The following is a 13,849-nucleotide window of genomic DNA, read 5'->3' on the forward strand; positions in this document are numbered from 1 at the left end:
CCGTCGTCCGCCGCCACAGTATCGGGCGGTCAGCTCTGAGTGCTGCCGCCGCTGCGTACGGCAAGGGTTGTGGCCGCCGGGACCCGCAGGGCCCGGCCCTCGTCCAGGCCGATGACGAGGGCGAGGCCGCCGGTGGCGTACGGCTCGCTGCGTACGGTGCGGACTGTGCGCCAGGCGCCATGGGCGTGGACCCGCTGGCCGGGCCGCACGGTGAGGGCGGCGGCCGTCGCCTCGGATGTCGGCTCGCTCTCGGACGCGGGCAGTTGGGCCCACACCGTCTTGCCGACGCCGCACGCGCGGCGCTCGGTTCCCCAGCGGCGGGCGAGTGCGTCGACGAGGAGCAGCCCGTACCCGCCCTCGTCGCCCGGCGCGGGGTCGCGCCGCTGTGGCTCGGCGGCATTGGTGTCGCTCACCTCAACGCGGAGCGCGGCGTCGTGCTGGCACTCGACCCGGATGCCGACCTGGCGGTCGCGCGGGGCTCGCGCCCGCACCGCGTTGGTGACCAGTTCGGACAGCACGAGCTCGGCGTCCGCCGCCATGTCCGGGGCGATGCCCCAGGCCCCCAGTACGGCCCGCACCATCGCCCGTGCTCGGGGCACGCTCCGCCGCGCACGCGGGACACGGAAGCTCAGCTCGTAGGTGTCGGTGGTGTTGATGGATTCGTCAGCCATTGCGGCTCCTTGGAGTACGACGGCACCCGGTCGAGGGCGATCCCAGCAGGTGCTTCACGGTGCCGGGGACTCCAGACGCTCGCAACGTTTCGAGTTGAATCCGGATAGAATTTCACTCTTCCGAGGAATCGAGTGGCTGCCGCGAACTCTCGTCTGCTACAAGCAGGTTCATGGCCATGGACCGACCCTCCACCGCGCTCGCCCGCCGTCTCGGTATCGAACTGCGGCAGCACCGCGAGTCAGCAGGGCTCTCCACCACGCAGGCAGCGGAGGCGCTGGACTGCACCAAAGGAAAGATCAGTCGGATGGAGAACGGGCGGGTTCTGATCCGCACTCCTGATGTGACTGCCCTGCTCCAGGCGTACGGCATCTCGGACGCGGGAACCCACCGGCGCCTGAGCACGCTTGCCAGGACCGCCCATCCGAAGCGGGAGCAGCGTTGGTGGGACGAGTACGCCGGCGTGCTGACCCCCACCTACCGCGACTACATCGCCACCGAGTCACTTGCCGAACAGATCGACACGGCGCACCTGGGGCTCATCCCGGGGTTGCTTCAAACCAGGGAGTACGCCCGCGCCGTGGCCGACACTCCACGGACGAAGCGCAGCCCGCAAATGCTCGACCAATTCGTGGAGGTGCGAGCCATTCGGCAGCGTCGCCTCACCGATCCAGACTCACCGGTCACCTTCTGCGCCGTGATCTCAGAAGCCGCGTTGCATCAACAGGTCGCCAGCAAGGCCACCATGGCACGCCAGTTGGAACACATCGAACAACTCGCCACCGACCAGCCGAATGTCACGGTTCAGGTGTTGCCTTTCACCAGCGGCCCACATCCTTGCTTGCTGGGCTCATTCCTCATCCTGACGCTGAGTGAAGAGTCGGGCATAGTAGTCGCGCTGCATGAAAGTCCGGTGGGCAACATGCTGCGCGAGCGCGATGAAGACGTCCACGCCTTCCAGGAAGTCTTCGCCGACGCCCGGAACTGCGCCCTGTCGTCCGAGGCTTCCCTCGCCTTGGTCCATCGAGTAGCACAGGAGTACCGATCATGACCCAACTCGCCCCCGCACCCGCCTGGCGCACCAGCACCTACAGCGACGACCGGGAGGAGTGCGTCGAGGTCGCCACCAACCTCCCCCGCACCGTCCCCGTACGGGACACCAAACAGCGGCTGGACGCGGACCGGCCCACGCTCGTGTTCGGGTACGAGGCGTGGGCACGGTTCGTCGGTCACATCAGGTAGGGCCTGACGGAGTCACCGGCGCAGACGGCGGAGAAGTTGGGCGGTGTGGGCGCGGCGGGACCGGGCGATGTAGGCGAGCACGACGCTCAGGAGGACGGTCGTGATCACGGCCTCAGGGGCTTCGAGCACGGTCAGGTTGAAGACGGTGGCGCCGGCCATCAGTCCGATGAAGGCCAGCGCGGCGGCCCCGGAGAGGATCGGGACCAGCAGGGCGACGGCCCCCAGCACCTCCAGCGAGCCGACGGTGTACATGAACCAGTCGCCCCAGCCGATCTTGTCGAAGGGCTCCACGGCGGCCTCGGCCCGGAACAGCTTGGGCGCTCCGCTGGCCACACCGAGGAAGAGGGCGAGCAGCACGGTGAGGACCTTCGCCGCGATCTCGCTGCGGCGGCTGCGGGTGCCCTCTCCTGCGGCGGCAACGGGCGCGGCGGCACAGGTCTCGGTCATCGCGGTCTCCTTCATGGGGTGTGATGCGGCTCTTGCTAGGACAGACCGCCCTCGGCGCAGGAACTCATCGGTGCTGACCGAACTCCGCACTGGATAATCGAACGCATGGCGCTCTCTCCCTCCTCCCTTCGCGCACTCGGTGACGGTCTCCATCTTTGGAAGCCGCCGCGGCGGGGATGGGGGCTGGCCAACTGCGGGTTGCTGGTGGGGAACGACGGAGAGGGGCTGTGGATCGATACGCCGTACGACCGGCCAATGGCCGAGGCGTTCCTCGCGGCGTCCCGGGAAGTGCTGGGCGGTGGTGAGATAGCGCGGATCGTCGTGACGCACGCCAACGGGGACCATCTGTGGGGCGCCGATGTCGTGCCCGGGGCCGAGGTGATCACCACGCGGGAGGCGCGGCACCACATCGAGATCGAGCCGAGCCCGCAGCAGATGCGGGAGATGATCGAGGGGGCGGGGGCCGGGTCACCGGTCGGCAGGTATCTCGCCACGCACTTCGGGCACTTCGACTGGTCCCGGACGCACGTCGTCGCGCCGACGACCGTGTTCGAGGGCGAGCTGGAACTGACAGTGGGCGGGCATCCCGTGCTGCTGACCAGTCTGCCGTCCGCGCACACCACGGGTGACCTCGTCGTCCATCTGCCCGACCACGGCACCGTGTTCACCGGCGACATCGTCTTCGCCTCGACGCCCGAGGAGCCCGGCGACCACGCGGTGCACTGGGCGGGGCCGCTGGAGAACATCATCGGGGCGTGCGAGGCGGTGCTGCACAGCGGGGCCGAGACCATCGTCCCGGGTCATGGGCCGGTGCTCGACCGGGCGGGGCTGCGCTCCCACATCGACTACCTCGGACATGTGCGAGAGCGGGCGCACGCCCTGCACGCGCGCGGCATGTCCGCCGTCGAGGCCGCCCACGCGATGGTCGGGGAGGGCCGCTGGCCCGAACTGGGGCTGCCCGAGCGGCTGGTGGTGACCATCGGGACCGAGTACCGCCACCTGGACGGTGCGGACCCCGAACCGATAGCCGCCGTGCTGCCCGAGATGGCGGCGTTCGCCGCAGGCAGTTGATTTCGTAACCGGCCAGACCGGTGACGAAACTGGACCACCGGCGCGGCGGGACAGACCACCCCCGCATGGGCGCCGAGCGCGCAGTTCCGCACGACAAGGGGCGGGACACCCAGCCCTGGTGCCCCGCCCCTCAGCGGCCGCTTCACAAAGGCGGCGTCACAAAGGCGGCGTCAACAAACGTGGCGTCACAAACGTGGCGTCAGCCCTCCACACCCAGCTTCTCCAGGATCATCTGGCGGGCGCGGCCCGCGTCCGCCTGACCCCTGGTGGCCTTCATGACGGCGCCGACCAGCGCACCGGCAGCCTGGATCTTGCCGCCGCGCACCTTCTCGGCGATGCCCGGGTTGCCGGCGATGGCCTCGTCCACGGCCGTACCGAGCGCGCCCTCGTCGGAGACGATCTTGAGGCCGCGCTTCTCGACGATCTCGTCCGGGCCGCCCTCACCGGCCAGCACACCCTCGATGGTCTGCCGGGCGAGCTTGTCGTTCAGCGAGCCCTCGGCGACCAGCGCGCAGATCCGGGCGACCTGCTCGGGGGTGATGGGCAGCGCGGTCAGCTCGACGCCGTCCTCGTTGGCACGGCGGGCCAGCTCGCCCATCCACCACTTGCGTGCCTGGTCGGCGGGCGCGCCCGCGTCCACGGTGGCCACGATCGGGTCGACCGCACCCGCGTTGAGCACCGACTGCATCTCGTGCTCGGAGATGCCCCACTCCTCGCGCAGCCGCATCCGCCGCACCCGGGGCAGCTCCGGCAGCGTGCCGCGCAGCTCCTCGACCCACTCGCGCGAGGGCGCGACGGGCACCAGGTCGGGCTCGGGGAAGTAGCGGTAGTCCTCCGCCTCCTCCTTGACCCGGCCCGAGGTGGTGGAGCCGTCGTCCTCATGGAAGTGCCGGGTCTCCTGGATGATCGTGCCGCCGGACGAGAGCACGGCGGCGTGCCGCTGGATCTCGAACCGGGCCGCACGCTCGACGCTGCGCAGCGAGTTGACGTTCTTCGTCTCGCTGCGGGTGCCGAACTTCTCGGTGCCCTGGGGGCGCAGCGAGAGGTTGACGTCGCAGCGCATCTGGCCCATCTCCATCCGGGCCTCGGAGACGCCGAGCGCCTTGATGAGCTCGCGCAGCTCGGCGACGTACGCCTTGGCGACCTCGGGGGCCCGCTCACCGGCGCCCACGATGGGCTTGGTGACGATCTCGATGAGCGGGATGCCGGCGCGGTTGTAGTCCAGCAGCGAGTGCGAGGCGCCGTGGATACGCCCGGTCGCCCCACCCACGTGGGTGGACTTGCCGGTGTCCTCCTCCATATGCGCGCGCTCGATCTCGACGCGGAAGACCTCGCCGTCCTCCAGCTGGACGTCCAGATAGCCGTCGAAGGCGATCGGCTCGTCGTACTGGGAGGTCTGGAAGTTCTTCGGCATGTCCGGATAGAAGTAGTTCTTCCGGGCGAAGCGGCACCAGTCGGCGATCCGGCAGTTGAGCGCGAGGCCGATACGGATGGCGGACTCCACGCCCGCCTTGTTGACGACGGGCAGCGCGCCGGGCAGGCCCAGACAGGTCGGGCAGACCTGGCTGTTGGCCTCGGCGCCCAGCTCGGTCGAGCAGCCGCAGAACATCTTGGTCCTGGTGCCGAGCTCGACGTGGACCTCGAGGCCCATCACGGGGTCGTAGGAGGCCAGCGCCTCGTCGTACGACACCAGTTCGGTGACGGTCACGGAAAACTTACCTTTCTGCCCTCTGCCCCGCGTCAGTCGGAGAGGATGTCGTCGCTGTCCAGGCGCCGCAGCTCGCGTACGAGCAGCACCACACCCGTGACGATGCCTGCCGCGGAGACCGCCACATCGATCAGCTGCAGCGTGTCCCCTTCCTTCTTGGCCTCCTTGGCGCGCTTGACGGTGCCGGGGACGCCGATGAGCGACGTGGCGATCGAGAAGTAGAGCCCGGTCCTGGACTTCTTGAACCCCTTGGCCTTCTGCAGCTTCGAACTCACAGCGACGGTGCCTCCTCTAGCAGCGGGTGACCCCAACGTGCCTGGAAGGCGGCTTCCAGAGCCGCACCGACACGGTAGAGCCTGTCATCGGCCATGGCGGGGGCGACGATCTGCAGCCCCACCGGGAGCCCGTCCTCCGGCGCGAGCCCGCACGGGATGGACATGGCGGAGTTGCCCGCCAGGTTGGACGGGAGTGTGCATACGTCGGCGAGGTACATCGCCATCGGGTCGTCGACGCGCTCGCCGATCGGGAAGGCGGTGGTGGGCGTCGTCGGCGAGACCACCACGTCCACCTGCTCGAACGCCTTCTCGAAGTCCCGGGTGATCAGGGTACGGACCTTCTGCGCCGAGCCGTAGTAGGCGTCGTAGTAGCCCGAGCTGAGCGCGTAGGTGCCGAGCATGACGCGGCGCTTGACCTCGTCGCCGAAGCCGGCCTCGCGGGTCAGTGCCGTGACCTCCTCGGCCGAGTGGGTGCCGTCGTCCCCGACGCGCATGCCGTAGCGCATGGCGTCGAACCGGGCCAGGTTCGAGGAGCACTCGGACGGGGCGATCAGGTAGTAGGCCGCCAGCGCCTTGGTGAACGACGGGCAGGACAGCTCCACGATCTCGGCGCCCAGCTCGCGCAGCAGCTCCACCGACTCGTCGAAGCGCTGCATCACCCCGGGCTGGTAGCCCTCGCCGCGGAACTCCTGCACGACGCCGACGCGCATCCCCTCGGCGGAGCCGTTGCGGGCCGCCGCCACGATGTCGGGCACCGGCTGGGCGATGGACGTCGAGTCCTTCTCGTCGTGGCCCGCGATGACGCTGTGCAGCAGCGCCGTGTCCAGCACCGTGCGGGCACACGGTCCGCCCTGGTCCAGGGAGGAGGAGAAGGCGATCATGCCGTAGCGGGAGACGCCGCCGTACGTCGGCTTCACACCGACCGTGCCGGTGACCGCGGCCGGCTGGCGGATCGAGCCGCCGGTGTCCGTACCGATGGCCAGCGGTGCCATGTGCGCGGCGAGCGAGGCAGCCGAGCCACCGCCGGAGCCGCCCGGGATCCGGGTCAGGTCCCAGGGGTTGGCCGTCGGTCCGTACGCGCTGTTCTCGGTGGAGGACCCCATGGCGAACTCGTCCATGTTGGTCTTGCCGAGCAGCACGACGTCGGCGTCCTTGAGGCGCTTGGTGACCGTCGCGTCGTACGGCGGGATCCAGCCCTCCAGGATCTTCGACCCCGCGGTGGTCGGCACGCCCTCGGTGGTGAACAGGTCCTTGAGCGCGAGCGGTACGCCCGCCAGCGGGCCCAGCTTCTCGCCGCGCTCCCGCTTGGCGTCGACCTCGCGGGCCTGCGCGAGCGCCCCCTCGCGGTCGACGTGGAGGAAGGCGTTGACCTTCTCGTCCACGGCCTCGATCCGGGCCAGGTGGGCCTCGGCCGCCTCGACGGCGGTGACCTCACCGCTTGCGATCTTCGCCGCCAGCTCGGCGGCGGTCAGCTTGATCAGTTCGCCGGCCATCCCGGTCACTCCTCTCCCAGGATCTGCGGCACCTTGAAACGCTGCTGCTCCTGCGCCGGGGCGCCGGAGAGCGCCTGCTGCGGGGTCAGCGACGCACGGACCTCGTCCGGCCGCATGACGTTGGTGAGCGGGAGCGGGTGGGAGGTCGGCGGTACGTCAGCGTCGTCGGCGACCTCGGAGACGGCGGCTACCGCGCCGATGATGTCGTCGAGCTGTCCGGCGAAGTGATCGAGCTCTTCGTCCTTCAGCTCCAGGCGCGCCAGCTTCGCGAGGTGGGCGACCTCCTCGCGCGAGATGCCAGGCATGCAGCGGTCCTCTGGGTGAGTGTCGAATGGTCCGCCCCAATCCTATGGGGCGCCTCCGACTGCCCGGGACCGGCTTTCGCGCCCGGGTCCCCCGACCCCGGACACACCGCCGTTTGCGCCGGGACGGGCGCGTCGCGCCTGGTGAGAGGCGTTGCCTCCTGCCCAGGAGGCCCCGAATTGCGCACTTATGGGTAGACACTCACGATGGAGGCTGTTCCCGAGAGGAAAAGGAGTGATCGTATGCCTATGGATCGCACTGTCCAGCCCGACACCTCGGCGCTGGCCGCCGAAGTGGAAGACCTGATGAGCGCCCCCGAGCCGGACGGCGTCTTCCGCGACTCCCGCGAGTGCGCGGGCGCGGTCCTGCTGCTCGGCCTGCTGCTCGCGGCGCCTCCGACCCCCCGCCCCAAGACGGACACCAAGTAAGGGGGCCGTCTTGACGGATCAGGCACAGGGAGCAGCCGCCTTGAGCGCGGTCATCGCTGATGCCGCATCCGAGATCGCCCTTGCCCTCCGCGGCGAGGGCGATCCCTATGCGCTCTCGAGGATCCTGCGGCAGGAGGACGCCCTGGCACCCGCCGCGGTACGGGTGCTGGGCGCCGACGCGCTCGCCCCGTACGCGCTGGACGGCCACCCCGGCGCCGACGGCGCGGGGAACGCGGACGCGGCCATGGTGCGCGAAGCCCTCTCCGCGTTCCCGCCCACCGGTGACACCTCGGCGGTTTCGGCCTGGAGCTACCACGGACTGGTGGAAGCCTCCCGCGCGTTCCTGCCCGCCCACACCACGCGCTGGCCGTCCCCGGCCGAGCCGGGGGACGACTGGCTCGACACCGAACCCTGGCCCCGGCTGTCCCACCGGGTCTCCCAGCTGGCGTCGCTGGCGCTGCCCGGACTCGCCCTCGACCTCACCGACCGGCTGGCCGGCCGCACCGAGGACCTGGCCCGCGGCTTCGTCCGCGCGGTGCGCCGCCGCGACTGGCACCAGTCGGCCGGACTGGGCCGGTGGCTGGCCAGACTGCCGCAGACGCCGCCCACCCTCGGGCTGGACAGCGGACTGCGCTTCGTACGGCAGATGAGCGACGACCCCCGGGTCGCCGTCCACGTCACCGCCGCCCAGCGCTTCTTCGGACGGGGCCGGTGACCACCGCGCGCCAGGCGGTCCCACAGCGGCGTCCGACAGCCGGGGCAGGAGGGGACGCGGACGCGGAACTCCTCGACGCCCTGGTGCGCGAGGCCCTGGGCTGGGTGGAGCGCAACCGCGAGCGCTTCCGCCTGCCCCCGGACGCCTCCACCACCGCCGACCCGAACCTGACCCTCAAACCGCTCGGCGAACTCGCCGAACTGTCGGCGCTGATCGCGGCCTGCCATCCGCTGCCCGCCCTGCGCGCCCAAGCGGAACGGCTGTTCTCCCACGCCTGGGAGGAGACCCGCGAGGGGGACCTGTTCACCGAGCTGATCAGGGGCGAGCCGCAGGCCGCCTACCCCGTGGAGCTGTACGGCGTCTTCGCCCGGGCCGGGCTGCGCAACACCGCCGTCGACGCACTGGTGCGGACCACGACCGCGCTGCGCGGCTGGCGGGTGGCGCGCGAGGACCACACCCGGACGCTGTCCGTGCTCAACGCCGAGACCCGGATCGGGCTGCCGCCGCACGCCGACTTCGACGCGGTGCTGGCCCACACCGGGCTGGGCAGGCTGCCGGAGCCCTGGCTGCTGGAGTGCAGGACCGCCTACGGCCTCACCCACGACGTCTTCCACCTCACCGACTGGGGCCGCGACCGGGCCCGGCTCTCCCCTGCGTCGGCGGAGTATCTGCGGCTGTGGCTGCCGGCGTGGGTGGACAGCTGGCTGGACGAGCGGGTGTGGGACCTGGTGGGCGAGCTGCTGGCCGTGACCGCCTGCCTGCCCGACGCTCCGTTCGACCCGGTGGCCTGGCAGCGGCTGGCCGGGGCCAGGACGGCGGACGGCGCCCTCCCCGAGCAGGGCGATCCGCCCCCGCCCGGCACCGGCGCCGGCGATGTCTTCTTCGCCTGCTACCACTCCACCCTGGTGCTGGCCTTCGCCGGCACCCTGGCTCGCAGCGCGAACGCGGCGACGAACACGAGCGCGACCGCGAACGCGAGTGCGAGTGCGAACCCCGAGAGCGAGGCCACCGGATGACCGTGACGACTCCCGCTCCCCCCGCGCTGCTGCACACCGTCGGCGACCGCGCGCTGAGCTGGCTCGACGCCCACCGCGACCACTTCCGGCTGACCGAGACGGACCTGGCGCGGGGAGACGCGCTGGTCGAACGCCTCAAGCCGATCGGCGAACTGGCGATCAACATGCGGATGCTCTTCCGCGAAGGAGTGGCGGGCAGCAGACAGCGCGCACGTGCCGGATCGCTGCTGGACTTCGCCTGGCGGGAGTTGCTGGACGGCGGCGGCGTGCTGGCCATGCACCAGCACAACGAGCCCTTCTCGCCCGTGTCCCTGGAGATCTACGCGGTCTTCCACGAACTGGGCTACCGGCACCCCGGCCTGGAGGCCGCGCTGGAGACACCCCGGCGCACCGCCACCTGGCAGGCGCTGGAAATGGCCCCGACACGCCGGCTGGGCGTCCTCAACGCGGAGCGCAGGATGGGTCTGACACCCAGCGGCGACTTCGCCGAGGCGCTCGCAGCCACCTGGCTCGGCCGACGCCCCGAGCCGTGGACGGTGCATCTGCACATCGCCTACGACATCACGCACACGGTCTTCCACCTCACCAACTGGGGCGAGAACCCGGAGGGCATCCCCACGCCGCTCGCCGAGTACCTGGAGCTGTATCTGCCGGCCTGGGCGGCGGACTGGGCCGAACTCGAACACTGGGACCTGCTGGGCGAGCTCCTCATCGTCGACGCCTGTCTGCCGCGCCCCGGGCTGGACGGGCAGCTGTGGGAGCGGTACGCGGCGGCGCAGACCGAGTCCGGGGCGGTGCCGGTGCACGGCCGGATGCCCCAGGGCGACCCGTCCGACGTCTTCGACATCGTGCACCATCCCACGCTGGTCGCCGCGTTCGCATCGGCCATGGCCACCTCCCGCTCGCTGTCGGCGGGCGGCGTATGAAGACGCTGCTGCCGGTGCGGACGTCCGGCTCCGAGGCGGCGCTGCGGGACCGGATCACCCTGGAGGCGGCCCGCATCGAAGCGCCCGACGTGGTGCTCGGCGTCACCCGCGGCGGCAGGCGCACCGTGGTGACCGGTGGCCGGGCACCCGAGCCCGCGACCCCTCGCGAGGCGCTGCGCTACGAGTTGGGCTCGCTGTCCAAGACGTTCACCGTGCTGCTGATGGCCGCACTGGCCGCCGAGGGGCTGCTGACCCAGGACGACCGGCTGACCGCCCATCTGCCGCGCACGCTGGGACTGCCGCACCCGGCCTCCGGCCGCATCGCACTGCGCCATCTGGCCACCCACACCTCGGGGCTGCCCCGGATTCCGCGCGACCTGATCCCCGGGGCGCTGCTGCGTCCGCGCCACAGCGGCTACGCCCGTTACGACACCGAGCGCCTGCTCCGTGCCTTCGCCACCACCCGGCCCCGGCACCCGGCGGGGCGCCGCTGGAACTACTCCAACTTCGGCGTCGCGCTGCTGGGCTCCGCGCTGGCCCGGGCGGGCTCGGCCGCCTATCCGGCGCTGCTGGGCACCCGGGTGCTGCGGCCCCTCGGGCTGACCGGCACCACGCTGGGGCCGGGCCCGGTGGGTGCGGACGCCGTGGGGCACCGCGCGAACGGCCGCACCCCGCTTCCCCCCACCGACATGGGCGCGTTCGCCGCCGCCGGGGCCGTCCGAGCCACTCCGCACGACATGCTCAGCTATCTGGAGGCCCATCTGCACCCCGCGGGCACCCCGCTGAGCGGGCCGCTGAACGAGGTGCAGGTGCCGCAACTGCACCGCGGCGGCAGACGTGGCGAGACACACACCCTCACCTGGTTCCAGCACCCGGCGCCGGGCGGGCCGATCCTCTTCCACGCCGGCGCGACGTTCGGGCAGCAGGCCTTTGCCGGATACCACCCGGCATCCGGCGTCGGCGTCGCGGCGGTGGCCACCCGCTGGTCCCGGGCCTGCCGACTGGTGCCGGTCGCGTATGAGTTGCTGTACGCGTTGGCTGAGGAGGACCGCTGAACGGTGCCCCCTCTCGTGTGCTGAGAAGGGGCTGCCCCTCACCGCCGTCCGCAGGCTGCGGGCGGCCCGCGCCTCTTCGGGGCGCGGGGACGCTACGGGGTCCGGGCGGGCGGCCCGGACGATACGGAGCGGGCCGCCGGCACCTCCCGCGCCCGCAGCCACGCGGTCGTCTCGCCGGGCGGCATGGCCGCGGCCACCAGCCAGCCCTGCACCGCGTCGCACCCCAGGTCCCGCAACCGCTCCCACGTCTCGTCGTCCTCGACGCCCTCGGCGACCACCAGCAGCCCCAGCGAGTGCGCGAGGTCGACGGTGCACCGCACGATCTCCGCGTCCTCGGTGTCCACCGCCAGCCGCGCCACGAACGACCGGTCGATCTTCAGCTCGCTCACCGGGAGCCGCCGCAGGTGGACCAGCGAGGAGTAGCCCGTCCCGAAGTCGTCCAGCGACATCTTGACGCCGTGCCCGGTCAGCCCGGCCAGGGTGTCGGCGGCCTGCTGCGGGTCCTCCAGCAGCACATGCTCGGTGATCTCCAGCTGCAGCGCGCCGGGCGGCACCCCGTGCCGGGCCAGCCGGGCGGCAACGGCGCCTGCGAAGCCGGGCGAGTGGACATCGCGCGGCGAGACGTTGACGGCGACCGGCACCGTCAGCCCGCCCGAACGCCAGACGGCCACCTGGGCGAGTGCGGTCTCCAGCACGTACTCGGTCAGCCGCGGCATCAGTCCGGAGGTCTCGGCGATGGCGATGAACTCGTCCGGGGGCACCCGGCCCCGCTCGGGGTGCGCCCACCGCACCAGCGCCTCCAGCCCGGAGACGGTGCCGTCGAAGCCGACCTTCGGCTGGTAGTGCAGCTCGACCTCGCCCGCGTCGAGCGCGCGCCGCAGGTCGGCCAGCAGCCCGAGGCGGTCGGGGGTGTTGCCGTCCCGGGTGGCCTCATAGACCTCCACGGCCGTGCGGTCGCGCTTGGCCTCGTACATGGCCACATCGGCCCGGCGCAGCAGCCCCTCGGCCTCGGTGGCGTGCTCGGGGAAGACGGCGACGCCCGCGCTGGCCTCCAGCACCAGCGTCAGCCCGTCCAGGTCGAGCGGGGAGCTGAGCGCGGAGACCAGGCTGCGCGCGATCCGCTGGGCGCTGGTCGTGGAGTCGGCGACGGGCAGCAGCACGGCGAACTCGTCCCCGCCGAGCCGGGCCGCCTCGGCGCCGCGCGGCAGTGCGGCCCGCAGCCGCTCGGCGATCTGGAGCAGCAGCCGGTCGCCTGCCAGGTGGCCGAGGGTGTCGTTGACGGAGCGGAACCGGTCGAGGTCGATCAGGACCAGCGCGGAGCGGGTCGAGGTGCGTTCGGCCTCGTCCAGCGCCGCCCAGGCGCGCTCCAGCAGCCACAGCCGGTTGGGCAGCCCGGTCAGCGGGTCCCGCAGCTGTTCCTCGGCACGGGCGCGGGCGATGCGCAGTGTGGAGTCGAGCGCGATCAGCGGAATCGCGAACAGCGGGAGCAGCGGCGGCTTGTGGACGGCGACGACGACGATGAGCGGCGCGATGCCCAACAGCGCCACGGCCACCAGCCCCTGCCGGACCAGCGCGGTGCGCAGCGCGGAGGGCAGCCCACGGGTGCGCGGGGCGAAGCAGAACCACTGGAGCGCCCGGGTCACCAGCAGATAGACGGCGGCCGCCAAGGGCACGGCCGCGGCTGCCGCCGCCGACCAGGTGTCGGGCCGCCACGGGTGCTCGACCGACGGGTGCACGCCGCACAGCGTGAGAGCCAGCCCGGCGGCGCCGATACCGAGGATGTCGACGGCGCCGTGCACGCATGCCTGCCGCCACTTGGTCCGGCGGGCCGCACCGACCAGGACGACGACGGCAAGGCTGACGAGCAGCGCGGGCACCCAGCCGTGCAGCAGCAGGATCGCCAGCGTGAGCGCGGGCCCCGAGCCCGTGCCGCCCCACCACCGGTCCCGGCTCATGGTGACCAGGTGCGCCACCACGCAGCCGGTGAGGAGCGCGAACGACCAGCCGGCCGCGCCACCGGGGAAGAGCGCGTGGCCCCGCGACAGCACCCGAGCGATACCTGCGGCCAGCGCCAGCGCGGCGGCGGCCACGGCCAGCACGGGCAGCAGCGGCGGGCGCAGCGCGACCAGCCGGTGGAGCCAGTGGGTTTCTTCGGTCCCGCCGGATCCGCCGCCGCCCGCCCCGTCGCCGGGCCCGCTGCCGGTGCCCCCGCCGCCGGGCGCACGAGCGCCCCTGCTCGCCACCCTGCCCCCGGACCTGCCCGCCCTGGCGTCTCGCCCAACCCCGCCCCGGGTGCCGTCCGAGGGCAGGCGGGAGAACGGGGGCCTGGATCCCCCGGAGAAATCCAGCATCCTGGTCCCTCTCGCAGCCGTCCACGCCTGCCCTCGCCACGACAGGCGTCCATGTCAACAGTAGGCCGCTGCCTGGGCGGAGGGGCAGCGATCGGCCGCTGTTGCCCTGAATGCGTCTATGCCGATCGTGCCCAACTCCGGTGTGCCGTA

General features: G+C 71.9%; 15 protein-coding genes. 8 read left to right on the forward strand and 7 right to left on the reverse strand.

The annotated features are described in order from the left end of the window. Window positions 1-29: 29 nt before the first annotated feature. On the reverse strand, window positions 30-671 hold the full coding sequence (locus KBY19_RS17075; RefSeq protein ID WP_210966075.1) for an ATP-binding protein: 642 nt from the start codon (window positions 669-671) through the stop codon (window positions 30-32). A gap of 170 nt (window positions 672-841) precedes the next feature. Between KBY19_RS17075 and KBY19_RS17080 the strand changes: the two genes are divergently transcribed. Beyond that, window positions 842-1,720: a helix-turn-helix transcriptional regulator gene (locus tag KBY19_RS17080; RefSeq protein ID WP_210966076.1), complete on the forward strand. Its 879-nt coding sequence runs from the start codon at window positions 842-844 to the stop codon at window positions 1,718-1,720. Further along, window positions 1,717-1,911 carry a DUF397 domain-containing protein gene (locus tag KBY19_RS17085; protein WP_210966077.1) on the forward strand — a complete coding sequence of 65 codons (195 nt, stop codon included), beginning with the start codon at window positions 1,717-1,719 and terminating at the stop codon, window positions 1,909-1,911. Before KBY19_RS17080 ends, KBY19_RS17085 begins: the two co-directional genes overlap by 4 nt. 12 nt (window positions 1,912-1,923) lie before the next feature. Here the strand turns inward: KBY19_RS17085 and KBY19_RS17090 are convergent, their stop codons facing one another. Next, complete coding sequence (locus KBY19_RS17090; protein ID WP_210966078.1) at window positions 1,924-2,358, reverse strand: DoxX family protein; 435 nt, start codon at window positions 2,356-2,358, stop codon at window positions 1,924-1,926. A gap of 105 nt (window positions 2,359-2,463) precedes the next feature. Here KBY19_RS17090 and KBY19_RS17095 point away from each other — a divergent pair, with 105 nt between their 5' ends. Continuing rightward, window positions 2,464-3,429 carry an MBL fold metallo-hydrolase gene (locus KBY19_RS17095; protein WP_210966079.1) on the forward strand — a complete coding sequence of 322 codons (966 nt, stop codon included), beginning with the start codon at window positions 2,464-2,466 and terminating at the stop codon, window positions 3,427-3,429. 199 nt (window positions 3,430-3,628) lie between these two features. On the opposite strand, the gene gatB is transcribed toward KBY19_RS17095, so the two are convergent. From gatB to gatC, 4 genes are read right to left on the reverse strand one after another with little or no spacing between them, the layout of a single operon-like run. Then, window positions 3,629-5,137: an Asp-tRNA(Asn)/Glu-tRNA(Gln) amidotransferase subunit GatB gene (gene gatB, locus KBY19_RS17100; RefSeq protein WP_210966080.1), complete on the reverse strand. Its 1,509-nt coding sequence runs from the start codon at window positions 5,135-5,137 to the stop codon at window positions 3,629-3,631. A gap of 32 nt (window positions 5,138-5,169) precedes the next feature. Further along, window positions 5,170-5,412, reverse strand: coding sequence for a hypothetical protein (locus KBY19_RS17105; protein ID WP_099884477.1), 243 nt, complete (start codon window positions 5,410-5,412; stop codon window positions 5,170-5,172). Then, window positions 5,409-6,905, reverse strand: coding sequence for an Asp-tRNA(Asn)/Glu-tRNA(Gln) amidotransferase subunit GatA (gene gatA / locus KBY19_RS17110; protein WP_099884475.1), 1,497 nt, complete (start codon window positions 6,903-6,905; stop codon window positions 5,409-5,411). Before gatA ends, KBY19_RS17105 begins: the two co-directional genes overlap by 4 nt. A gap of 5 nt (window positions 6,906-6,910) precedes the next feature. Next, window positions 6,911-7,210, reverse strand: a complete 300-nt coding sequence (gatC, locus tag KBY19_RS17115) for an Asp-tRNA(Asn)/Glu-tRNA(Gln) amidotransferase subunit GatC (RefSeq protein ID WP_099884473.1) — start codon at window positions 7,208-7,210, stop codon at window positions 6,911-6,913. A 240-nt stretch (window positions 7,211-7,450) separates the two neighbouring features. On the opposite strand from gatC, the gene KBY19_RS17120 reads away from it, so the two are divergent. Genes KBY19_RS17120 through KBY19_RS17140 form a run of 5 tightly spaced genes read left to right on the forward strand, consistent with a single transcriptional unit; the run spans window position 7,451 to window position 11,348 of the window. Continuing rightward, the gene (locus KBY19_RS17120; RefSeq protein WP_180289768.1) at window positions 7,451-7,636 is read left to right on the forward strand and encodes a hypothetical protein; all 186 of its coding nucleotides are present in this window, start codon (window positions 7,451-7,453) and stop codon (window positions 7,634-7,636) included. Window positions 7,637-7,646: 10 nt separating this feature from the next. After that, entirely contained in the window at window positions 7,647-8,351 is a 705-nt protein-coding gene (locus KBY19_RS17125) for a hypothetical protein (RefSeq protein WP_247691062.1), read from the forward strand. Then, window positions 8,348-9,367, forward strand: coding sequence for a hypothetical protein (locus KBY19_RS17130; RefSeq protein ID WP_210966081.1), 1,020 nt, complete (start codon window positions 8,348-8,350; stop codon window positions 9,365-9,367). The genes KBY19_RS17125 and KBY19_RS17130 overlap by 4 nt, the downstream gene beginning before the upstream one ends. Further along, window positions 9,364-10,293 (forward strand): hypothetical protein, encoded by a 930-nt coding sequence (locus KBY19_RS17135; protein ID WP_185018201.1) that lies wholly within the window; start codon window positions 9,364-9,366, stop codon window positions 10,291-10,293. The genes KBY19_RS17130 and KBY19_RS17135 overlap by 4 nt, the downstream gene beginning before the upstream one ends. Then, window positions 10,290-11,348, forward strand: a complete 1,059-nt coding sequence (locus KBY19_RS17140; RefSeq protein WP_210966082.1) for a serine hydrolase — start codon at window positions 10,290-10,292, stop codon at window positions 11,346-11,348. The genes KBY19_RS17135 and KBY19_RS17140 overlap by 4 nt, the downstream gene beginning before the upstream one ends. Before the next feature lie 92 nt (window positions 11,349-11,440). Here the strand turns inward: KBY19_RS17140 and KBY19_RS17145 are convergent, their stop codons facing one another. Beyond that, window positions 11,441-13,699: a bifunctional diguanylate cyclase/phosphodiesterase gene (locus tag KBY19_RS17145; RefSeq protein ID WP_185018200.1), complete on the reverse strand. Its 2,259-nt coding sequence runs from the start codon at window positions 13,697-13,699 to the stop codon at window positions 11,441-11,443. Between the last annotated feature and the right edge of the window lie 150 nt (window positions 13,700-13,849).

This window comes from Streptomyces sp. B15 (assembly GCF_018070605.1).
GTDB classification, from domain to species: Bacteria; Actinomycetota; Actinomycetes; order Streptomycetales; family Streptomycetaceae; genus Streptomyces; species Streptomyces smyrnaeus.

What these genes read in the sequence shown, in the direction of transcription:
- KBY19_RS17145 (WP_185018200.1), bottom strand. Translation starts at nt 13,699, where the DNA reads ATGCTGGATTTCTCCGGGGGATCCAGGCCCCCGTTCTCCCGCCTGCCC.
- KBY19_RS17140 (WP_210966082.1), top strand. Translation starts at nt 10,290, where the DNA reads ATGAAGACGCTGCTGCCGGTGCGGACGTCCGGCTCCGAGGCGGCGCTG.
- KBY19_RS17080 (WP_210966076.1), top strand. Translation starts at nt 842, where the DNA reads ATGGCCATGGACCGACCCTCCACCGCGCTCGCCCGCCGTCTCGGTATC.
- KBY19_RS17120 (WP_180289768.1), top strand. Translation starts at nt 7,451, where the DNA reads ATGCCTATGGATCGCACTGTCCAGCCCGACACCTCGGCGCTGGCCGCC.
- KBY19_RS17090 (WP_210966078.1), bottom strand. Translation starts at nt 2,358, where the DNA reads ATGACCGAGACCTGTGCCGCCGCGCCCGTTGCCGCCGCAGGAGAGGGC.
- KBY19_RS17135 (WP_185018201.1), top strand. Translation starts at nt 9,364, where the DNA reads ATGACCGTGACGACTCCCGCTCCCCCCGCGCTGCTGCACACCGTCGGC.
- gatA (WP_099884475.1), bottom strand. Translation starts at nt 6,905, where the DNA reads ATGGCCGGCGAACTGATCAAGCTGACCGCCGCCGAGCTGGCGGCGAAG.
- gatC (WP_099884473.1), bottom strand. Translation starts at nt 7,210, where the DNA reads ATGCCTGGCATCTCGCGCGAGGAGGTCGCCCACCTCGCGAAGCTGGCG.
- KBY19_RS17085 (WP_210966077.1), top strand. Translation starts at nt 1,717, where the DNA reads ATGACCCAACTCGCCCCCGCACCCGCCTGGCGCACCAGCACCTACAGC.
- KBY19_RS17075 (WP_210966075.1), bottom strand. Translation starts at nt 671, where the DNA reads ATGGCTGACGAATCCATCAACACCACCGACACCTACGAGCTGAGCTTC.
- KBY19_RS17095 (WP_210966079.1), top strand. Translation starts at nt 2,464, where the DNA reads ATGGCGCTCTCTCCCTCCTCCCTTCGCGCACTCGGTGACGGTCTCCAT.